We start from the raw sequence: 19,316 nt of genomic DNA on the forward strand, positions 1-19,316 counted from the left end.
GGTTGCATGGAACCCCCGAGATTTATAAAAGTCGCTATAACAACTCCTACCTGTCACAAATTGCAACTCAGCTCGATGCCCCCTCCTCGTGGTGTATTTTTGATAATACCACGTTTGGCTTTGCGATGGAGAACGCGCTCGAACTTCAGCAGATGATGAAAAAGAATCTAAAGGTCCGAGCGGACTTGAGCCCACTTTTCTTTTAAAGGAGATTAGGGACCATTTGATTCGAACGTCGTTCAGAAAAGTCCCTTCATCATTTGTAGTCTTTTTAAATTCTAACTCATCTCGGCTTTAGATTTGCATATGTAGATGGCAGGGACGTCGTATTAATATCACGGAGGAAAAGATGAAGTTTATTATCTTAATAATTCTGATCACCTTGGTATGGGTTCCTGTTTTTATGCCAAGTGAGAGCAATTTAAATATTTACGATTCGAACACCGTGGCCTCTTCCGAGGATTCTGGGTATGCCAATCAATAAACAATGAGGGTAGCTATATCCTATGGAACCGCGGAGGAACTGATCTATGAGCGGATATTTTAAGGTTTTAATTTTATTAATGGGTCTTGTTTTTATACAACAATCTTTGGCGCAGCCTGTGCCGACATCTCCGCACCCCATGCGACCTACAGAAACTCCCGCTCCGGGAACTCCAGGCTCCGCCACAGACCCAGCTACAACAACATCCCCGGAGGCGAACAAGGGCGCCATTGTTCGAGACGGTGACAAGGGCAGTCTCCAGGATCGACGCCGCAAAAATCCGGCACTCCTTAAAAAAACGACCGATCCCATGGGTAACGCGTCTGGGCCAGATCCCGAGCACGGAACCGATGGTTCCACCCAGAAGCCGACTCGCCCCGGTTCGAAGTAGATTTGAAACAGGCTTATTTTTTTCTTTGAATGAGCGGAGCTAAATTGGTTTCCACCTCTTTAGCGATGTAAGAATTTGCTTCGTTGACGGGTTGGCCTCGTCCTAATGAGATATAGGCCACCGCCTCGTAACGAGTTTGGGCGTATAGGTCACTGCGACCCGAAGAGTAACCATGAGCGTAGTAAGGAAAGCGGCGACGACCGCCCATGGAATAGTTCCCGTAGTAAGGAGTCATGGTTGATATATAATCGGTCTTGGCCTCGACATCTTTCTCGGCCACCTCAAAGTAGTCAGCTTTTTGCGCGAGGGTGATTTCGGCAGCTCTGTAAAGGAGATAATTCTCGACGGTCTCGCGGGATGTAGAGCTGTTGCCGATAAAGGTGACTCTAAACTTATTTTCAGAGATCTTCACCTCGTGATAGCCCGGTTGTTCGTCGGCTCCAGGTTGATAAGGAGTTGGGGTTGCGCATCCTGAGAGGGTCCCCAAAAAAAGAATGGATAAGATCAAGCGTAACATTCACAAATTTTACCAAACTTTTTATTGATAACCAAGTCGGATTCAGAAGAAAGAAGTAGCAATTTTAAAAGACAATGTTATTTTAAGGACCTCTATATGCAGGAACAATTTCGCAAACGCCGGCGCTTACTTAACTACCTCCGTTTATTCGTCGGTATTCTCTTATTTGCGGGCATTGCATTTTTGTCGGAGCAGATCGTCTCTCGCTCTTTGACTCAACAGATTCGTAAGTATGACTATGCCAACATCAACCACATGAAGTATGGACTTTTTAGTGTTTCCGTGTGGAAGGATAAGATGGCGAATATTATCGTCAAAGAGATCGAAAACTTCGAAATTAATGAAACAAATAAGGTGAAAATCAAAGAGCATATGGAAGTTCAACTCAATGGACTGATCGACAAAGTTGCGGATCAAGTTCGTGACGCCAATAAAGGCTCAACGACGGGCTGGGTGAAGCAAAAGTTTATCGATGCTCTGGTGGATGTCGAGGATATAAAAAAAGGAATTCCGGGGTACGCAGATCTTATTGTTCAAGAGATGACGAAAGACAAAACTCAGCAGCAGCTCAAAGAGGTTGTTAAAGAGCGGATCGACAAGTATTTGAAAAACACCTTTGAACCCGAGGACAAGGCGGAAATTGACGAAATCGTCAAAAGAATTGGCGTTTCTAGTGAAGACGAGGCTCGCAAAATGTTGACGGAACAAACTCCGATCGAGACAGAGAGACTCCAGCATCTGGCGTGGCAATTGATTGGTCTTTCAGCCTTTTTGTTTTTAGTTTTAGGATTTCATCGCACCAAACTCCCAGCGACACATTTTTTCCTTTGCCTGGCGACATTACTGACATTGTTATTTGTGGGAGTGACTTGCCCTATGATCGATATGGAAGCTAAGGTTTCTAAGTTTGGTTTTATTATTTTGGGCTATCCGATCTCTTTTGAGAATCAAGTGGTTTACTTTCAAAGTAAAAGTATCATCGACGTTTTTTGGATTATGATGTCCCATAAAGATATGCAAATGAAAGTTGTTGGCGTCCTCATGGTGATGTTCAGTGTGGTGTTCCCGCTTCTTAAAATGTCCTCATCGATCTTTTATTACTATGACGTGTTCGGGGCACAGAAGAGATGGTGGGTCAAATTCTTCGTATTAAAATCGGGCAAGTGGTCCATGGCTGATGTTCAGGTGGTCGCGATTCTGATGGCATATATCGGATTTAATGGAATGGTGACCAGTCAATTTTCCACGTTGAGTGCGAAGCTTTCTCAAGTAGAAATGATCACCACCAACGGGACCAGTCTCCAAATTGGATTTTATATTTTCATCAGTTACGCCACACTCGCGATGTTTCTCCCGAGTATGATCGATCAGAAAACGCCAACTCAAGATCACGCCAAAGGCTAAGGTTTCAAGAGTTTTGCGTCGATGTGATACAATGGAACTATGGAAATGTTTCGTTTTAATTCATTTTTCGAAATTTAGAATCTTTTTCGAGATCTACATAAGATGACGAATTCATTTTGAAATCCGATTTCGTCCCTGTGATCAATGTTTTGGATCAGTCGTTGATGAGAATAATCATCCTTGGTATTTATAACCCGTGCATTTAACATAGTAAGACTGAATCAATTCAGGTATCGGGGGGTATAATGTCCATAATTGTATCTAGTGGAATTCAAATAATATCAGTCTCGAGCCTCGAATGACAAACGATGGTGATATCAATTTTCGGTGTGCAACTGTGGGTGTTTTGAGAGTTCTTCGTCATTGAAAAGGTGGGATTAAATGAAATTAAAAAAAATTTCCGTATTCGCGTTGAGTTTAATTGCAGGTGTTGGAATCACATTGAGTTTTCAAAACTGTGGTTCGACTAGTCGTAGCACTTCAGGAGTCGAGGCTTTAGACTCTTCTGATCTGCACGAGGGAGATCAGATTATGGGAAGTCCAAAACGGTATTCCCTGACAAATCTGGAAACCGTGGCTGGCTGTATGCCCAGCAATCCGGAGGGTAGTGTGGCCACGCCTTTCGGTGGACCTTGCACCGTCGAAGGACAAACTCAGACCGTCAACTGGGGCGCATCCAACGCCGCGAAAAAACTGGGAGGAGGGACATGTCCGGCAGGACAGGGCCCGATTGCAAAAAACACTTACACGTGTATTTCTTGTGCGAGCGGAAACTTTGTGGTTCAGGATTGGACGATCAATAACGGAGACATTAATTTCCAAGGCGCCACTCAAGGAGTCAAACGCCTGGTCTGTAATTGATCTTTTTTAAGATGGAAGCCCGCTTACTTTCGCGGAGGAAGCGGGATGAAAACCGAGGTTCTCTTTTTGTACTCGGCAAACCCAGGGCGCTTTTCCATCAAAGCTTCTAACATATCGACGCCAGAAACTTTCAAGATCAAAATTGTGACGGCAATCGGTGCGACGACCAGCCAGAGATCTTCGAGATTCGACGCCATTAGAAATATTCCCCACCAAAGGACCACTTCGCCGAAGTAATTGGGATGACGACTCCAACTCCACAGACCGCGGTCCATGATGCGCCCTTTATTCTTGGGGTCCTTCGTAAAGCGACGGAGCTGATCGTCAGCGATACACTCAAAAAGAAAACCGAAAATCCACACTGCGGTTCCAATCGCGGTAATGAGAGAGAACGTCTGCGGAGCCACTTCAACCGCTCTCATGATGGGGAGAGCCATTACGATAAGAATTATGGGCTGCAGAACAAAAACTTGCAGATACGATCTCCACAGCCAAGTGTCGCCCCAGGCTTTTCTCCAATTGTTGTAGCGGACGTCTTCTTTTCCTTTTTTGTAGTAACGAGTACCTACATATATAGCGAGACGGGTGGACCAGATCCCTACAAAAAGAAAAATGAGAATCTCAGTCAGTCCCCATTGAAACTGATGACCCTGAAGATATTTTCCGCCCACGGCCGCGAGTCCCGTGAGTAAAAATCCAGGACCCCAAAGAACGTCGGCGAGATCATTGCGTCGGTAGATTAAACCAAAGACGGCACCGATCTGGAAAAGTATAAATACGGCAAGGGAACCAACAATATAAGCGTTCATAATTTTGTCCTATTGATATTGATAAAGGATTTCGGCGTCGAAAGACTTCCATTTTCCATTTTTCATGATTTTTAACGGTGTTCGACCTTTAAACTTCTCAATGCGTTTGTTTTTACTGTTCAGTTGAATATAAATGGGATCCACGAGCATTGAAATAAAAAAGTTAGACGGCTTCATTTTAAGCTCTAGAGTCTCATCCGTGCTCGCCACCTTTCGAAACTGAAAGCCGATCGACTTTGAGACTTCAAAGACTCCAAAATTCGCCCAAACCGTGTTTCCACCCATGAGAGAGTCCCAATTTTTTTGAAGGTAGGTTTGAGTGAGTGGGCCGGTAATAAAATCATCTTCCATTTTAATTTTATTCGTATCCACCGGTGACCCTTTTTGGCCCTCTTTGATTTTATAAGTGAGAAATAGGGCGTTCTTATCTTCCACTTTAAGTTCGTAGGCCTCGTTGATCTGGAGTTGTTCTATATATTGGCTCAAAACCTTTGTGTCTTTCATTTGAGCTTTTTCGGTCATTACTACTTTTCCGTCGGCGTCCTCGATCTTCGAAGTCCATTGGCGCTCTCCCGATTCCAAAGTCGTGACTTCGGTCGTTTGGACGAAGAGAGGTTTACCTTCCGTTTTCCCAAGGGGATAGATCAAAGCCTTTTGGGTTTCTGCAAACGCAGTCACTGAAATGAATGTCACAAGAACAGTGAAAAGCTTCATTTTTTATCCTTTGAAAAGAGGTAGTGAGAAACTCCCCATTCGCTCCCGTTTTTATATCCAAAGAGCTCGGCGACCGCGAGGAAGAAAACCTTCCACCGGTTGTACCAGCGGAAAGCATCTCCTTCTCCGTAGGTTTTAGCAAGAATTTCGATGACCTTATGTCGATTTTTTTCCAGAGAACTCAGCCAGGCTTCGGAGGTCTTCTGATAGTGAGTTCCGTCCCATAGCCATTGTTTCTCAAGGGTGAGATCCGACTGGAAAGACTTAAAAAGATCGTGGCTTGGCATTTGGCCGCCGGTAAAAAAATATTTACCCATCCAGTTGTCATCACCCTCGGTCTCAAAGAGATAGGCGTAGTTCTTATGGGTGAAGATATGGACAAACAATTTTCCGTCGGGCTTCAGCCAGTTGGAAATCCGACGAAACAAGACCTCGTAGTTTCGAAGATGCTCAAACATCTCTACGCTGACCACGCGATCAAAGGTTTTTGAATCTTCGAAGTTTTCGAGAAGAACCACGTTTTGTGTAATGACTCTTAGATTTTTTAGATTTCTTTTTTTAGCTTCCCCTTCGATAAATTGTCGCTGGGAGCTGGAATTAGAAACGGCTGTGATCTTGGACTGCGGAAACTTTTGAGCCATGGATAAGGACAGTGAACCCCAACCGCAGCCCAATTCCAAAATTTCCATACCATCGCGAAGCTCCGCCCGTTGCATGGTGATGTCCAGGGCCTCTCGCTCGGCTTGATCGAGAGATTGGGCATCGTCAGTCCAATAGCCGCTGCTGTATTTGAGATTCGATCCTAAGACCTGAAGAAAAAAATCGGCAGGGACTTCGTAGTGTTGTTCATTGGCGGCTTCCGTGAATACAGCAATGGGAGAGGCTTTGAGCATCTCTATATATTCCTCTTGAAATCGAGGCTCTAATTTTTCTTGACCTCGAAGCTCTTTGAGTCTGTCGGCACAAAGTTTACGAATCCCTATGCGAACTAAAGAATTGGGAATAACTCCTCGTTCGGTCAACTCGATCAGAAGGCTTAACATAGGAGCTCCTTAGGTGCACAATTTAATGTCACCATGGCTGACATTAAATCATTGAACTCTGATCTTGTAAATGGGATTATGAAAGAGATGGGAGGCCATTTGTCTAAAAATACATCTGAAAACATCTCAGAGTCCGCAAAAATCCCAAGAAAGTATGACAACACGACTCGCGCCGAAAAAGCGGCTCGAACTCAGGCGGCCATTCTTCGTGCTTACATTGAATTATTAGTGGAGCGCCGAGGTGAGGAAGTTCAAATTGCCGAAGTGGCCAGGAATTGCGGCATCACTCAACGGACCGTGTTTCGTTTCTTTAAAGATAAAAAATGTTTGCAGGAAGCGATGGATGCTTACCTCGTTAACTATTTGTCGGCGGCGGGCTCGCAAATGGAAAATCTAGATTTCGTAGGTTTTGCAAAAAAGGTTTTTAAGCTTTTTGACGAGCACGAAAATCTCACAACGGCTTACGTATTGTCTTCATTCGGACAACAAGCGCGAGTGTCATTTCGAAAAAAGCTCACCGCTGTTATGATTCAAAAAATTCAGCAAGAGAAAAAGTTAGACGTAACTCCGGAAAGACTTAAGCGACTCGCCCTGATCACTTCACTGGTGAATGCAAAGATCTGGCATGATATCAAATCTGATTTTGGTTTTAGTGGAGCGGAAATGGAAGACGCTGTGGGATGGGCTTTAAAAACTTTAATCGATGAGTGCTGATAGGATGATATGAGTTCAAAATGGAACTGGATGATCTTCGCCGTATTTTTTTCTTGGGGATGTTCATCTTTCTGGGGATCTCTATTCTCCGAATGGAGGCGAGTCTTTGCCCGCAGTGATTGTGGTTCATGGTGGGGGTTGGAGTCGCCGGAGCGGGGACATGGAGGCTGTATCAAAACGGTTAGCGAAAGCGGGCTTTGTCGTTTTTAATATGACTTATCGGCTGGCTCCTCAAAATCAATACCCACGGGCCGTCGAAGATGTGAGAGACGCCATCCATTGGCTAAGGGCTAATGCGAAAAAATATCGAATTCATCCGGATCACATATCAGGGTGGGGGTATTCTGCAGGAGCTCATCTGATTCTGCTTGCGGGCCTAGAGCCGTCGACGGGTTTAAAGGCCATCGTCTCAGGAGGAACTCCGGCCGACCTCACCGTGTGGCCGAATTCGCCATTGGTTCTTAAGCTTTTAGGAGTACCCCTGAGCGAAAAGCCTGACGTGTGGAAGGCAGCGTCGCCGGTGAATCACGTCACAGACCATTCTCCTCCGGTGTTTTTGTATCATGGTCAATGGGACAAAATCGTCGAGCACGAACAAATGCTAAAAATGGAAGCCGCACTCAAGGCCAAGCAACGCCCGGTGGAAACGCATACGGTTTCGTTCATGGGGCATCTTGCCGTTTATTTCCTAAGTCAGCACTCTGTGGATTTGGGCATCGATTTTCTGCGGCGAAAGACGCGACAGGGACTTTAGTTGGCAGTCAGCTTTGCTATAGTGAACGCAGAATTTGATCGACGAGGATCAGGGAACCCACGATGAGTACAAAGTAACCGAAGCCTTTCTTAAGATGATGTTCGGCGATTTTATCGGAAAGACCATTTCCGATGAGGATTCCGAGGATACCCAGCCCGCTAATCATGAATAAAAATATCCAAGGCACTTCGTAGGAAAGGGACAAGAAGCTCATCGAAAAACCAAAGAATGAATTGGCGGTGATGATCGCCAGAGATGTCCCTACAGCTTTACGGATCGGAAGACCGAGAAGTAAAGTCAAGGCGGGAACAATCAGAAAACCCCCGCCAGCTCCCACAAATCCAGTCACCACGCCTACAAAGAGTCCTTTAAAAGTAATGCTCACTAGGGGTACAGAAATCACTTCCGCCGTTGATGCTTTTCCTAAACGTCCTGCCCGAATCATGGCTCGGGAGGCAATCATCATAATTAAAGAAAAACAAATCATAATCAGTATGGGCTTGGTGATTTCAACACCAAAAACAGAAAGGACCGAATGGGGAATGTTCGGTAGGATCAGTGCGCGGGCCATGTAAACGCCAATAAAGCTGGGCAAGGCGAAGAGAACCGCAGTGCCCATTTGAACATGACCTTTTCGATAATATTTAAAAGCACCCATCAGTGCAGTGGCCCCAACAATAAAGAGGGAGTTGGATGTTGCGGTGATCGAGTCTTGAGAAAAGAAATAATAAAGAATCGGGACGGTTAAGATAGAGCCCCCGCCTCCGATAAGTCCGAGGGATACTCCCATAATTAATGTAAGAATGTAGCCCAAAAGTTCGATCACTGCGGGGATTTCCGATCTGCGAGGATCGCCCGATGGATAAACATTCCCGCAAGCATCGCCGGGACAAATACCAATATCTCCCATTGCAGAGTGGCCAGTGAGGTGATGGCGGGCGCGGGACAAAACCCCGCAAGCCCCCAGCCCACTCCAAAAAGAACCGATCCGCTCAAGAGTTTAAAATCGATGACCCCTGGCGGGGGCACTAGGAATTTATCTTTTAGGACGGGAGTGCGGCGATGAGTGACGATCCATCGATAAGATAAAAAGTGGACCGTAATCGCCCCCATCATCACGAAGGCGAGTGAGGGATCCCAGTTTCCAAAAATATCGAGAAACGAAATCACCTTTTGGGGTTGAGTCATACCCGAAATACCAAGTCCTAAGGAAAAAAGGAACGCGACAAAAAAAGTAGCGATGAGTGAGCGCATTTAGACGACTCCCCCTAAAACTCTTACGAGAGTCGCAGTGACCACGCCCGCGATCATAAAAGCGAGGGTTGCGGCGATGGACCGAGCGGAGAGTCGACTGATGCCGCAGATTCCGTGGCCACTCGTGCAACCATTTCCCAGAGAGGTTCCAAAACCGACGAGAAGGCCAGCGATTCCAATCCCTATCCAAGATCGTTCCAAGTTTATGTTGAGTTGTTGAGGTATAAAGAGTTGTAGGAAAAATCCTCCGCAGATTAAACCTGATATAAAGATAAGTCGCCACAAGAAATCATTTTTTTTAAAAATCAGAGATCCGCCCACAATGCCGCTCACACCCAAAACTCGACCGTTCCAAAGTAATAATAAAGACGCCGAAATCCCGATGAACACTCCTCCAAGGAGGGAGAGCCAATAGCTGTGCATAAATTATCCTTTCGCCCGCGGGAGTTGCAGTTCGTTCCAGCGTAACATGCCGCCATCCATGTTAAAGACATCTGTGTACCCCAGAGCCAGAGCGGTTTTTGTGGCCTCTTCGGAACGTCGGCCAGATCGGCACACAAAAATAATTCTTTCCTTGCGGTTGTAGCCTTCGAGAAAGTTTTTTAAAGGTTCGCCTAAGGTGATCTGGTGAGCGCCTTCGATGTGACCCAGTTCGCCGGCAAACTCCTCCGCGGGACGGACATCGATAATGAGAGGATTTCCCTTTTGGAGATGCACAGTCTCTGGCGAGATGATGGGAACGGCTCTCGATTCTTGCTCGTCGGCAGGAGTTCCGCATTTGAGATTTGCGGGGACCGCTTTGTCCATCTGTTGAGGATAGGGAAGTTTAAGGTTATTCATAATTTCCACAAATTCTTCGAGAGACTTATTCTTACCGAGTCTCGGGTTGTTGTTCATCTCGGCCTCGATCGTCGATGAGGTGAATCCTTTATAATCATGTCCCGGGTAGACCACGGTCTCAGGAGGCAGCCGGAAGAGTTTCTGGGTGACACTTTGATAAAGCACCACGGGCGATCCACTTTGAAAGTCAGTCCGTCCACAGCCGCGAATCAAAAGTGCGTCTCCGGTAAATACCATGCCCTCGCAGTAGAAACTTAACGAGGCATCGGTATGCCCCGGAGTTTCGATGGCTTTCAAATGAAAATTTCCAAACGTAAGAGTGTCTCCCTCTTTTAAATAGACATCTACGCAGGGTACATTTGCCGTTTGGGCCACCGCAGTTTTTACGCCGAGGCGTTTTCGGATTTCACCGGCCGCCGTGACGTGATCGGCATGAATGTGAGTATCAAGGACATATTTGAGATTCAATTGAAGCTCCGAAATCAATTTTAAATCCCGATCGACAGTCTCGAGAACCGGATCAATCAAAATCGCTTCCTTAGATTGGTGATCGGCAAGGAGATACGTGAAGGTGGAGCTTTTAGCTTCAAAAAGTTGCTGGAAAATGAGGGGTTGAGGGTTGGCCATAAAATCTCCTTGCTTTTACATTATAATATCATAATATATAAATATGTCGAAGTCTACTGCTCTCGCAAATAAAATGAGAAAAAACTGTGATGATGTGTCTCGGTTGATGAAAGCCCTAGCGCATCCTCAAAGATTAATGATTCTCTGCCATCTCACCACCGGCGAAAAGACCGTGGGTGAAGTGGAAGATCTTTGCGGAGCCTCTCAGTCGGCCGTGTCTCAGTTTTTGTCACGAATGAGGCTTGAGGGATTAGTGCAGTCCGAAAAGCGAGGAAAAATGGTTTATTACTCAATCTTGGATCCCAGAGTCCTCGAAATCATGACCGAGCTCCATCGGATTTTTTGTAAGTAAAGCCACAAGCCTAGAACTGTAACTCCGATAATTCTTAATGAATTCGGTAAAAATTAAAGAAATCACCGACAGTTTTGAGTTCGAGCAGTTCGGTGACCAGCATCGATTGTTTCTGGAGAATGAATTTAGGGAGCAAGCTGCGAGCCTCAGCGTACAACGAACGATCACTCATTCCTGTCAAAGAAATGCCTAAAATCCCTAGGGGGAGTCTCGATGGAGAAACCACAGCCACTTTTGTTGTAAAAATGGGAAGAGATTTGCCGGAAGATTTGTCTTTCGCGTCGAAGACCGACGTAAAGGAGCCTTTGATTTGGGAGACATAGGCGTCGGTGTCTGCCATTTGTTGGGCCGTTTGGGAGTCGAATAGAGAAAACGGAGTTTTACCCAGAACCTGGTCGCGCGTTTCGCGAAGGAGCTGAATTCCGTTGGAATTCATCGATATATAACGACCGTAAATATTTTTGAGGTACACGGTTGTCTTGAGCTGATCTAAAGTGTTCACTAAGTTTTCATTCTGTAACATAAGTCTTCTAGAGATTAAAATCTAAATTTCCACAAATGCAATACGTGTCTTTGTAAGTGCAATGCGTAATTGACGGAAGGGTCTTATGCCTTCGTGGGTATTCTCGGTTTTTAATACTCCACGAAATCTCCCACCTCGAATGGGGTCTCCGGCGAAAACTCAACAATGCTTATGTCACCGGCTTTGATTTCGCTGATTTTTCCGTATCCCTTAGCGTAGTTTACGCAAGGACTCGGTGTGACCAGGCCATTCGCGGTGCATTTGTGACCGTACACCAGAACCTCTTTACCAATATAACTTGCTCTTCGATTTATCAAAACTTCGGCATGCGTGGCGCTGACTCTGTGCTGGATCACTCCATGATGAGCCGGTGACAGGCAGGCGCTGACGAAAAGGAAGAAGGTGAATTTCGATACGGTTATGAGACGTTGAATCATCGTACTAGACACGGTTGCAAAACTGCAGCCGCTCTTGGCTCAGTCTCCGAAAATCTCAGCCGAAAGTGTAATTAGTTTAGGGGCACTTTTAGTTTAAGGGGATAATTATTTCCCCATTCTCTTTGAGAGTTGTTTTGAAATAAAGCGGGCGCCTCTCCAGATCGAAAATGCGCACGTTCTAATTATAAACAACAGAAATTTACAAGTGGCCAATCGTTTGCAAATAAAAAACGCAATAGTTTCAGTTTTGATCCATCGAAACTGAAATGCGGGACCACGAGAAAGAGAAGTTTGATCCCCATCAATTCTTTTTGACTCTTATGCTCGTGGTGCCGCGCCAGCGATACTTTCCGTCGAGGGCTGTCGAGGGATTAAAGGATAATGTATGTCACGACGTTTACTTTCTAGAATCGCAGTTATCGCCTTTCTTACTCCTCTTATTTTTGCGTATCGCTCCTCCATTGCGGTTGAGGGCATTGATAGCCTTAAGGAGATGAGTTCGGACAATCATCCCACGTTGCGCGAAGATATTGAGATTACCAACCTTCTCAAGAAGAAAATTCATCATGATTATGGGTTGTCGCATCTCGCTCGTCAGATCACGATTAAGACTCATAATGGAACTGTATCATTAAGGGGTTTTGTCGCCTCTCGCCGTGATGAGGTTATTATTCTCAATTATGTTATTTTTATGGTGGGTAAAGATAATTACGAAAACGACCTCGAGATCATCAGCGAGAGTTTGTGAGTCAACTACAACGAGTAATCTTCGCTAACGACCTTATAGACATCCTCAATCTGATAGGGCTTGGTCAATACTCCAGCAACGTCATTCATCTCGGCGCTCATATCCGCCACGTTAGCCGCTGACATGCGAATCACCGGTATTTTTCGAAAACGAAGACTCTTTTTTTGCTTCGATCGAAATTCAGAACCGTTCATAACGGGCATTTGCGAATCCAATAATATTAATTTAGGGAGCGTCGGTAGTGATTCTAGCGCTTCAAGTGCAGCTTGACCGTTCTCAGCTCCACAAAAGGTATATCCTTTGGATTCAATAATGACTTGCAATAGTTCGCGGTTATCTATTGAATCATCTACGACTAAAATCACGGTTTTATTCAGTACACTCATCGAATCTTGTTATTATCTGATTGTAATTAGTGCGTCTATTTTTTAGTTAAACTTTGTAAATTTAGGAGAATTGAAAATGTTAAGTTCATTCTTGAAAAAAAACCAAGCCGAAATCGTCGCCATTGCTTTAGAGAAAACACGATCTCTTGCTGGCGGAAGAAAGTCCTCTCATGATTTGGAAAAAGGACTTCCAAACTTCCTAAATCAATTGATTACCTATCTTGATAGTCCGAAAGACCATCCCGACGAAACAGGGATCGTGGCTGAAGCCTCTCGGCATGGTCTTGAAATGTTAAGACTTAACTATACGCTGTCCCATGTCGTTCATGCTTATGGTTCGGTTTGCCAGGCCATAACTGGGTTAGCGCAATCGAAATCGACATCCATCTCTTCGCAAAGCTTTAATGACCTCAACATGTGTTTAGATATCGCAATCGCGGCGGCGGTCTCCGAGTTTGAATTTCGTAGCGTATCCGACGAAAAAGCAAAAGGAGTCCAGAGCATAGGTTTTCTTGTTCATGAACTTCGCAATGCTTTGTCGAGTGCCACGGTCGCGCACGAAATGATAAAAAAAGGATTGGTTGGGGTTGGGGGAAGTACCTCCAAAGTGCTTGAGGAAAATCTGTTGAGAATGCGTAGAATCATTGATCGATCTCTCTCGGAAGTAAGGATGTCCTCAGATCCTGTACTTTTCATTGAAGAGTTTGACCTGAAAGATCTCATTGATCAGATCGTGATTACCGCTTGTGCCGACGCTTTAAAAAAATCTCAAAAACTAATAAATAACGCCGAAAGTTCGGTTTTTTTAAAAACGGATCGCCAGCTTTTGTTATCGGCCATCGCAAATGTAGTTCAGAATGCGATTAAGTATACGAAAGAAAATGGCACGATCACTCTTCACGCGGTGGAGACGGATGATGCCATAGCCATCGAAGTGGCTGATGAGTGCGGCGGTATCTCCGAGGACTTACTCTCGAATATCTTTAAACCTTTCGTGTCCGGCACGGCAGACCGCTCTGGCTTGGGGCTAGGTATGACTATTGTTCAGAGATCCATCGAGTTTCTACAGGGAACGGTTGAGGTGCATAATCATCCGGGCCATGGCTGTGCGTTTGTTATAACAGTTCCCAAAATTATCGAGAAGAAAAGTAAGAGCTGGCCTGTGACCGGTGAGAATTCGGCTCAACCCAAAATTACTCGAACCTAATTTTTGATGAGGTGGCTCGTATTTTTCGTTCTTCGGCAATGGCCACGTAAGCCAGAATCAGTATTCCGGTGATGGCTGCGAAAAACATGGCCTTAAAAGTTCCTGACCATCCCGTAAGACCCAGCACCACTTTATTATCGGCCATCATTCCCAAACCGAGCTTAGCAAAGGAGTCCCCCAAGAGGTAAGCGAAAGTCCCTAAGACTCCATTCCCGACCGAGACGGCGGATTTCGGCATAAATCTTAACGCTGCTACACATACTAAAAGCTGTGGTCCAAAGATCAAAAATCCTAAACTGAACATGGAAGCGAGAAGGATCTCTTCCGTTCGCGCACCTTCGTAGACTTTCAACGCCCCAAGAATGAGTGCGAGAGCGATCATCGACACCAACGCGCGACGGCCTTTAAGAAAGTCCGAAATTCCACCCCAGAAAAGCGCCCCCGAAAGTGCACCCACCTCAAAAAGCGTAAAGCCTTGTTTAGCCACTTCTTTCGACATTCCTAGAACCTCGCGGGCATAGACAATGCCCCATTGATCGACACCGATGCGGACAACATACACGCAAACGTTGGCAAAGCCCAAAGCCCACACATAAGGATTTTTAAGAACATATTTTTTAAAGATTACCCATTTACTCATAGGATTGGAGGCGACTTGGGTGTCCTCGACGGAGAGGGGTTCGCCAAAAATCTCTTCGACTTTTCCTAGGCCATAGGTTTCTGGTGAGTCCGAACCGATCCACAGCCCGATAAAGCCCACAACGATCGCGATGAGAGCGGGGAGAATAAACATTCCTTTGACGTCTCCGTCGAACAGTTGCTCAGCTCCGAAAGTAGCCACCACGGCGGCGAGAGCGCCACCGACATTATGAGACATATTCCAGAGCCCCAAAAACGTGCCTCGCCATTTTCCTGGAGTCCATTTGGTGATGGTGGAGTAGCTGAGAGGACCACCCGCACTTTGAAAAAATCCATTGAGCGCGAAGAAAAACGTCATTCCCGCAACTGATCCGATGACCGAGCTAAAGCCAAGAACGCAGAAGCCCGAGATCATTAATAAGATGGCCACGAGGCTCTTGGTGTTTTTCCCGTCGCCGTAATAGCCGACAACGGATTTGCCAATTCCATAGGTGATCGAAAACCAAAAGCCGATAGTGCCTAGATCTGTTTTAGTAAGACCATGTTGTTCGATAAGATCATTTTGAGAGACGTTAAAATTTTTGCGGATAAGGTACATGCACATGTACCCGATAAAAACGACAAGATAGGATCTAAAAAATGGGCCCCTCCATGCTCGTTTTCGTAGATTCGCTGTTAAATGAGATGTGTTCAAAAGGTATTTGAATCCATTTTGTCAGCGCGGTGAGTTCTCTGGAAGATGTATTTAGAGTAATGATTCGTTCTTACGTAGCCTTTAAGTTCAAAGGCGAATTCGAGCATACCGCTCATGAATAAAGTTGAAGCTTGTTCTGAAACGATATTTTCGAACATACTTGTTACGTGGATGATCTTTACATTTTGTGCAATCAATTCTCCGTCGCAATAGAGAACTTCAATAATATTTCCCGCATTATCGCCAACGTTGGCCACACAGCTGTGGCTGTTAAGGGGAATTTTCGAAAGGACCTGACGAAGTATTTTGGCCGAGTTTTGGTTCGTTATCTTTTGCTGCTCGCTCTTTGTCTGTGCGCTCGCGAAAGAGACTGTGGCAAGAATTGAACAGGACATTAAAAATTGAATCATAGATCCTCCCAAATAAGATCTGGTTAGGCCACAAGGTTATTGAACGTTGGAGATTTCTGTCCATTGCGGAATCCAAATTTCACCTTTTTACAGGCAAGTTTGCACCAAATCGCGTGTGGATTAAGATAAAAGGAAGGGGGTTGTGAGACGCCATATCCCATAATCCATCGTCTCAGGGAACTGGATTGTCTATTTTTGAATCGCAATTGCTCATTTAGCTCAAGATTTTCTCGTTTCAACCGATGGATAAAATATGGCTCGGGCAGAAATTTGTTTTAAATTCCGAAATCTTACCGCCGCGGCCGGCTTTGCAGTCTTGGCCATTTCCTGCACAAAGAGTGTACAGTACCAAGATCTTCGGGCCAGCGACGTCGAGTATGCCTCGCTCCAGTCTGCCAAGTATATTAATCAAAACGAGATTGAAATCGAAACTAAGGTGAACCTCCGCGGGCATTTTGGCAATGCCGATGTGGTGGCTGCGGTTTACGAATCTCTCGACTGTTCCGGGACGTTCACGGAGCAATCGCAAAGTTCTCTAGACACCATTCGTATCAATAATCTTCAAGATGGAATTAAATATTCATTTCGACTTTTCATTACCATCGACGAAAAGGCCTACCAAACGGCATGTACGCCTTGGGTGGGGATCGATCAGCAAAATCCAGATCCAGTGACCCCCGTGGTTCCACCCACTGATATGTACACCTCGCAGACGAGCCTCCAAGCTCGCTGGAATCCCTCGGTCGATAACGGGATCTCGGGTTTAGCGGAACTGCCTTATCGAATTAAACTTTACGATCAAGCGGGTTGTACGGGGAGTGTGGTCAAATCCATTGATACGGATTCTTTGCTTGAAGAGTTTGCGGGACTGAGTCATGGGTCTTTTTATTCTTTCCAAGTGGTCGCGGTGGATAAAGCGAGTAACGAAAGTCCTTTGACGTGCTCTCCCTCCGCCGAAATTGATATTTACGCTCCAGGTTTAAATTTATCACTGGCGGGATCTGATCCTGGTTTTTCGAACGGCGTCGCCGTTAACGTGAGCGTGACCAATGATTCGTGGGCCGGTTATTGGTGTCTTACCGAAGATGCGAACTTTAGTCCCACGGCTCCGACGGATGCGTGTCCTGGTGGACAGGGGCCAAGTAATGGCTGGCATACCTCTCGTCCTTCCCATTACAACCTGTCGGCGGGTGAAGGTCTCAAAGGAGTTTATCTTTGGTTACTTAACAACGATGGAGACCTCCGCACTGATAAACATCCATTAATGTCGATCGAATACGATATCACAAATCCAGGCCTATTCACCGTGGCCGGTGTAACGGGTGAAGATGATTTGATTGTCGACGAATATCTTTCCGATTTCGTAGATCCAGTGATCCACTGGACGGCTTCGACGGGGCAAAAAGAGTATACCGTTCAGATCTTAAATTTAGATACGAGTGTGCGTTGTCAGGCAGTGGCGTCGATGTCGCTCATTCAATTAGAGATTGAAAACTGCGCGCTAGTTCCTGCGGGGAACTATCTTGTGCGGATCACGGCGAAGGATCCTGCGGGGAATGTGACAACAGCTCCGGACTTTCCTTTTTCCGTGGATCTCACGCCGCCCGGAAATTTTATGCTGACGGGCGTGACGGGAGTGTCCGAGAGTCTTCAGGATAATTGGGCTCCGGGTGTTCCTCGTGCGTATTGGTCAGCATCCACGGATGCGATCAATTATTTAGTGTCGATACGTGATCTCTCCAATGGTGTAATTTGTAACCAGGAGTCTGTGGCAGACCCGCTTTTAGATTATAACTTTGTCGGTGGCACTTGCTCAGTTCTTCTCAACGGGGAAACATATACCGTACATATTCGCTCGGTGGATAGGGCCGGCTTACAGACCGTCGCCGGTAACTCTCCGTTTCAATTTCGTGTCGATAGCGAGAATCCTGTGGTGACGATCACCAATGCTCCATTGACCGTGAATAACGACACGTCGGCGACATTCGAATTCACCACGCTCGATGCCTTGAGTGGGATCGCATCGGTCGAATGTGATATCAACGGAGGCGGGTTTGCTCCATGTACGACGCCCCATAATTATTCGTCTTTGGTTCAGAATACTTATCTATTTAGTGTACGTGCGACCGACATTGTTGGAAACGTTGAAACTCAAACACACACGTTTCATGTCGATCTCAGTCCGCCCACGGTCAATTTTACCTTACAGCCGAATTCCTATGTTTCCTCGACAAACACGGACTTCGCCTTCACCGCGATCGATTCGGGCATGGCCGGTGTCGATTTTATCGAATGCAAAATTGATGGGGGAGCCTGGGCGACGTGTACGAGTCCTTTCAATATTCCCTCCTTAGCCCCCGGTAATCATAGTCTTGAAGTTCAAGCTCAAGATCATTTAGGGCATATGAGCTCGTCGATCATTGCCAACTGGATGATCGATGTGACGGCTCCTACGATAGCATTCACTTCGACTCCTACGACCGGATTAACCAGCACTTCAGCCTCGATTCAGTTCTCTGCAACCGATGGCGAATCTCCCATCGCTTCGACAGAGTGTCAGTGGGATGCGGGAGCCTGGACTTCTTGCAGCTCGCCAGATTCGCGCGCGGGATTGAGCGTGGGCAACCATACTGTAAATATCCGCGCCACAAATGCTGCGGGTAATACCAGCACGGTAGCGACATACTCTTGGGTGATTTACTCCTACTCGTGGCAGCAAACGGGTTGGGCGGGATGCACGGCGGTTCAGCCGGCCTGGCAAACAGGTGGATGGTCGGCGTGCTCTGCGGCTCAGCCCGCGTTTACGTATGATGGTTGGGGAGCGTGTAGTGCCTCCTGTGGTGGCGGCGTTCAATATCGAAATCAGTATTGTCCTGTGGTGGGCGGTGTAAATTCTCGCTCGGTGTGGTGTCCTACGAATTCAGGTACCGAAACACGCACGGTCTGGTGCCAACGGAACGATGGTGTTACGGTCGCTGATGGACTGTGTGGCGGTGGAAGACCTGCGGACTCGCAAGCTTGCTCTCGCAACGATTGTCCAGGAGGAGCGCCGGCATCGACGATGGCATGCTCTCGCGGTGGTGGTGGGGATTGTCACTCGGCTCAGGCCACTTCCAACTCTTGCAATACGCACGCGTGTGGCGGTACATGGCAACACACCTCCTCCAATTTTGGCCCAGCGACGAACACTTGCAGCTTATTCATAGCTCCTGGAGATTACTGTCCGTCGGTGGGAGACACGTGCGTGCTCTTTATGGGTGGTTTAGCCGCGTACCACGATATTTATACGTGCCAGTGATGAGGTGTACAGTACGCCTCTTACCGAAATAAATTCCTGATTTAGGCAAAAATAAAAACTCTGAGATTAGAAAGGGCCAGGCTCCCCCGGCGGATCTGGTGGAGGGCATGCTGGGCCGTAGCTGGTTTTGGTTTCACAGATTTTGTAAGAGTGGCTCACATTAGATTGCAGGGTATTCACAGAAACGTCAGCCTCGGCAAATGGGATCTG

The 19,316-nt window shown here is 46.3% G+C and carries 23 protein-coding genes; 10 read left to right on the forward strand and 13 right to left on the reverse strand.

The window, feature by feature from the left end; all coding sequences use genetic code 11:
- On the forward strand, positions 1–206 hold a 206-nt coding region (locus K2Q26_04920; protein MBY0314836.1), incomplete at its 5' end, for a hypothetical protein.
- A 324-nt stretch (positions 207–530) separates the two neighbouring features.
- A complete protein-coding gene (locus tag K2Q26_04925) occupies positions 531–875 on the forward strand; it encodes a hypothetical protein (GenBank protein ID MBY0314837.1) in 345 nt (114 codons plus the stop codon).
- 13 nt (positions 876–888) lie between these two features.
- On the opposite strand, the gene K2Q26_04930 is transcribed toward K2Q26_04925, so the two are convergent.
- The gene (locus tag K2Q26_04930; protein MBY0314838.1) at positions 889–1,392 is read right to left on the reverse strand and encodes a hypothetical protein; all 504 of its coding nucleotides are present in this window, start codon (positions 1,390–1,392) and stop codon (positions 889–891) included.
- Between the two features lie 96 nt (positions 1,393–1,488).
- Here K2Q26_04930 and K2Q26_04935 point away from each other — a divergent pair, with 96 nt between their 5' ends.
- On the forward strand, positions 1,489–2,796 hold the full coding sequence (locus K2Q26_04935) for a paraquat-inducible protein A (protein MBY0314839.1): 1,308 nt from the start codon (positions 1,489–1,491) through the stop codon (positions 2,794–2,796).
- 381 nt (positions 2,797–3,177) lie between these two features.
- A complete protein-coding gene (locus tag K2Q26_04940) occupies positions 3,178–3,657 on the forward strand; it encodes a hypothetical protein (GenBank protein ID MBY0314840.1) in 480 nt (159 codons plus the stop codon).
- Between the two features lie 23 nt (positions 3,658–3,680).
- Here K2Q26_04940 and K2Q26_04945 read toward each other — a convergent pair whose 3' ends face one another.
- From K2Q26_04945 to K2Q26_04955, 3 genes are read right to left on the reverse strand one after another with little or no spacing between them, the layout of a single operon-like run.
- Positions 3,681–4,466, reverse strand: coding sequence for a DUF1295 domain-containing protein (locus K2Q26_04945; protein MBY0314841.1), 786 nt, complete (start codon positions 4,464–4,466; stop codon positions 3,681–3,683).
- 9 nt (positions 4,467–4,475) lie between these two features.
- Positions 4,476–5,180, reverse strand: coding sequence for a hypothetical protein (locus tag K2Q26_04950; protein ID MBY0314842.1), 705 nt, complete (start codon positions 5,178–5,180; stop codon positions 4,476–4,478).
- Positions 5,177–6,223, reverse strand: coding sequence for a cyclopropane-fatty-acyl-phospholipid synthase family protein (locus tag K2Q26_04955; protein ID MBY0314843.1), 1,047 nt, complete (start codon positions 6,221–6,223; stop codon positions 5,177–5,179). The genes K2Q26_04950 and K2Q26_04955 overlap by 4 nt, the downstream gene beginning before the upstream one ends.
- Positions 6,224–6,322: 99 nt before the next feature.
- Here K2Q26_04955 and K2Q26_04960 point away from each other — a divergent pair, with 99 nt between their 5' ends.
- Both K2Q26_04960 and K2Q26_04965 read left to right on the forward strand, forming a co-directional pair.
- Entirely contained in the window at positions 6,323–6,937 is a 615-nt protein-coding gene (locus K2Q26_04960; protein MBY0314844.1) for a TetR/AcrR family transcriptional regulator, read from the forward strand.
- Positions 6,938–7,043: 106 nt separating this feature from the next.
- A complete protein-coding gene (locus K2Q26_04965) occupies positions 7,044–7,691 on the forward strand; it encodes an alpha/beta hydrolase (protein ID MBY0314845.1) in 648 nt (215 codons plus the stop codon).
- Positions 7,692–7,707: 16 nt separating this feature from the next.
- Here the strand turns inward: K2Q26_04965 and K2Q26_04970 are convergent, their stop codons facing one another.
- From K2Q26_04970 to K2Q26_04985, 4 genes are read right to left on the reverse strand one after another with little or no spacing between them, the layout of a single operon-like run.
- Positions 7,708–8,514, reverse strand: coding sequence for a sulfite exporter TauE/SafE family protein (locus tag K2Q26_04970; protein MBY0314846.1), 807 nt, complete (start codon positions 8,512–8,514; stop codon positions 7,708–7,710).
- Positions 8,514–8,945 (reverse strand): YeeE/YedE family protein, encoded by a 432-nt coding sequence (locus tag K2Q26_04975; GenBank protein ID MBY0314847.1) that lies wholly within the window; start codon positions 8,943–8,945, stop codon positions 8,514–8,516. The genes K2Q26_04970 and K2Q26_04975 overlap by 1 nt, the downstream gene beginning before the upstream one ends.
- Entirely contained in the window at positions 8,946–9,368 is a 423-nt protein-coding gene (locus K2Q26_04980) for a YeeE/YedE family protein (GenBank protein MBY0314848.1), read from the reverse strand.
- A gap of 3 nt (positions 9,369–9,371) precedes the next feature.
- Positions 9,372–10,412, reverse strand: coding sequence for an MBL fold metallo-hydrolase (locus tag K2Q26_04985; GenBank protein ID MBY0314849.1), 1,041 nt, complete (start codon positions 10,410–10,412; stop codon positions 9,372–9,374).
- A 43-nt stretch (positions 10,413–10,455) separates the two neighbouring features.
- On the opposite strand from K2Q26_04985, the gene K2Q26_04990 reads away from it, so the two are divergent.
- Positions 10,456–10,764, forward strand: coding sequence for a metalloregulator ArsR/SmtB family transcription factor (locus tag K2Q26_04990; GenBank protein MBY0314850.1), 309 nt, complete (start codon positions 10,456–10,458; stop codon positions 10,762–10,764).
- Positions 10,765–10,798: 34 nt separating this feature from the next.
- Here the strand turns inward: K2Q26_04990 and K2Q26_04995 are convergent, their stop codons facing one another.
- Positions 10,799–11,287 carry a hypothetical protein gene (locus K2Q26_04995; protein ID MBY0314851.1) on the reverse strand — a complete coding sequence of 163 codons (489 nt, stop codon included), beginning with the start codon at positions 11,285–11,287 and terminating at the stop codon, positions 10,799–10,801.
- Between the two features lie 110 nt (positions 11,288–11,397).
- A complete protein-coding gene (locus tag K2Q26_05000) occupies positions 11,398–11,724 on the reverse strand; it encodes a hypothetical protein (protein MBY0314852.1) in 327 nt (108 codons plus the stop codon).
- A gap of 385 nt (positions 11,725–12,109) precedes the next feature.
- On the opposite strand from K2Q26_05000, the gene K2Q26_05005 reads away from it, so the two are divergent.
- The gene (locus K2Q26_05005) at positions 12,110–12,472 is read left to right on the forward strand and encodes a hypothetical protein (GenBank protein MBY0314853.1); all 363 of its coding nucleotides are present in this window, start codon (positions 12,110–12,112) and stop codon (positions 12,470–12,472) included.
- A 5-nt stretch (positions 12,473–12,477) separates the two neighbouring features.
- On the opposite strand, the gene K2Q26_05010 is transcribed toward K2Q26_05005, so the two are convergent.
- A complete protein-coding gene (locus K2Q26_05010) occupies positions 12,478–12,858 on the reverse strand; it encodes a response regulator (protein MBY0314854.1) in 381 nt (126 codons plus the stop codon).
- A gap of 76 nt (positions 12,859–12,934) precedes the next feature.
- On the opposite strand from K2Q26_05010, the gene K2Q26_05015 reads away from it, so the two are divergent.
- The gene (locus tag K2Q26_05015) at positions 12,935–14,065 is read left to right on the forward strand and encodes a HAMP domain-containing histidine kinase (protein MBY0314855.1); all 1,131 of its coding nucleotides are present in this window, start codon (positions 12,935–12,937) and stop codon (positions 14,063–14,065) included.
- Here K2Q26_05015 and uhpT read toward each other — a convergent pair.
- Together uhpT and K2Q26_05025 are read right to left on the reverse strand one after the other, a co-directional pair.
- Positions 14,052–15,398, reverse strand: coding sequence for a hexose-6-phosphate:phosphate antiporter (gene uhpT / locus K2Q26_05020; GenBank protein MBY0314856.1), 1,347 nt, complete (start codon positions 15,396–15,398; stop codon positions 14,052–14,054). The genes K2Q26_05015 and uhpT overlap by 14 nt on opposite strands.
- On the reverse strand, positions 15,395–15,808 hold the full coding sequence (locus tag K2Q26_05025) for a hypothetical protein (protein ID MBY0314857.1): 414 nt from the start codon (positions 15,806–15,808) through the stop codon (positions 15,395–15,397). The genes uhpT and K2Q26_05025 overlap by 4 nt, the downstream gene beginning before the upstream one ends.
- A 253-nt stretch (positions 15,809–16,061) precedes the next feature.
- On the opposite strand from K2Q26_05025, the gene K2Q26_05030 reads away from it, so the two are divergent.
- Positions 16,062–19,106, forward strand: coding sequence for a hypothetical protein (locus K2Q26_05030; protein ID MBY0314858.1), 3,045 nt, complete (start codon positions 16,062–16,064; stop codon positions 19,104–19,106).
- Positions 19,107–19,316: the final 210 nt, after the last annotated feature.

This window comes from Bdellovibrionales bacterium (assembly GCA_019750295.1).
In the GTDB taxonomy this organism is placed as follows: Bacteria; Bdellovibrionota; Bdellovibrionia; order Bdellovibrionales; family JAGQZY01; genus JAIEOS01.

Excerpts from the sequence above, each read along its gene's own strand:
- K2Q26_04995 (MBY0314851.1), bottom strand. The coding sequence starts at position 11,287 with ATGTTACAGAATGAAAACTTAGTGAACACTTTAGATCAGCTCAAGACA.
- K2Q26_05000 (MBY0314852.1), bottom strand. The coding sequence starts at position 11,724 with ATGATTCAACGTCTCATAACCGTATCGAAATTCACCTTCTTCCTTTTC.
- K2Q26_04950 (MBY0314842.1), bottom strand. The coding sequence starts at position 5,180 with ATGAAGCTTTTCACTGTTCTTGTGACATTCATTTCAGTGACTGCGTTT.
- K2Q26_05005 (MBY0314853.1), top strand. The coding sequence starts at position 12,110 with ATGTCACGACGTTTACTTTCTAGAATCGCAGTTATCGCCTTTCTTACT.
- K2Q26_05025 (MBY0314857.1), bottom strand. The coding sequence starts at position 15,808 with ATGATTCAATTTTTAATGTCCTGTTCAATTCTTGCCACAGTCTCTTTC.
- K2Q26_05015 (MBY0314855.1), top strand. The coding sequence starts at position 12,935 with ATGTTAAGTTCATTCTTGAAAAAAAACCAAGCCGAAATCGTCGCCATT.
- K2Q26_04945 (MBY0314841.1), bottom strand. The coding sequence starts at position 4,466 with ATGAACGCTTATATTGTTGGTTCCCTTGCCGTATTTATACTTTTCCAG.
- K2Q26_05030 (MBY0314858.1), top strand. The coding sequence starts at position 16,062 with ATGGCTCGGGCAGAAATTTGTTTTAAATTCCGAAATCTTACCGCCGCG.
- K2Q26_04985 (MBY0314849.1), bottom strand. The coding sequence starts at position 10,412 with ATGGCCAACCCTCAACCCCTCATTTTCCAGCAACTTTTTGAAGCTAAA.
- K2Q26_05010 (MBY0314854.1), bottom strand. The coding sequence starts at position 12,858 with ATGAGTGTACTGAATAAAACCGTGATTTTAGTCGTAGATGATTCAATA.
- K2Q26_04930 (MBY0314838.1), bottom strand. The coding sequence starts at position 1,392 with ATGTTACGCTTGATCTTATCCATTCTTTTTTTGGGGACCCTCTCAGGA.
- K2Q26_04990 (MBY0314850.1), top strand. The coding sequence starts at position 10,456 with ATGTCGAAGTCTACTGCTCTCGCAAATAAAATGAGAAAAAACTGTGAT.
- K2Q26_04940 (MBY0314840.1), top strand. The coding sequence starts at position 3,178 with ATGAAATTAAAAAAAATTTCCGTATTCGCGTTGAGTTTAATTGCAGGT.
- K2Q26_04955 (MBY0314843.1), bottom strand. The coding sequence starts at position 6,223 with ATGTTAAGCCTTCTGATCGAGTTGACCGAACGAGGAGTTATTCCCAAT.
- K2Q26_04935 (MBY0314839.1), top strand. The coding sequence starts at position 1,489 with ATGCAGGAACAATTTCGCAAACGCCGGCGCTTACTTAACTACCTCCGT.
- K2Q26_04980 (MBY0314848.1), bottom strand. The coding sequence starts at position 9,368 with ATGCACAGCTATTGGCTCTCCCTCCTTGGAGGAGTGTTCATCGGGATT.
- K2Q26_04975 (MBY0314847.1), bottom strand. The coding sequence starts at position 8,945 with ATGCGCTCACTCATCGCTACTTTTTTTGTCGCGTTCCTTTTTTCCTTA.
- K2Q26_04925 (MBY0314837.1), top strand. The coding sequence starts at position 531 with ATGAGCGGATATTTTAAGGTTTTAATTTTATTAATGGGTCTTGTTTTT.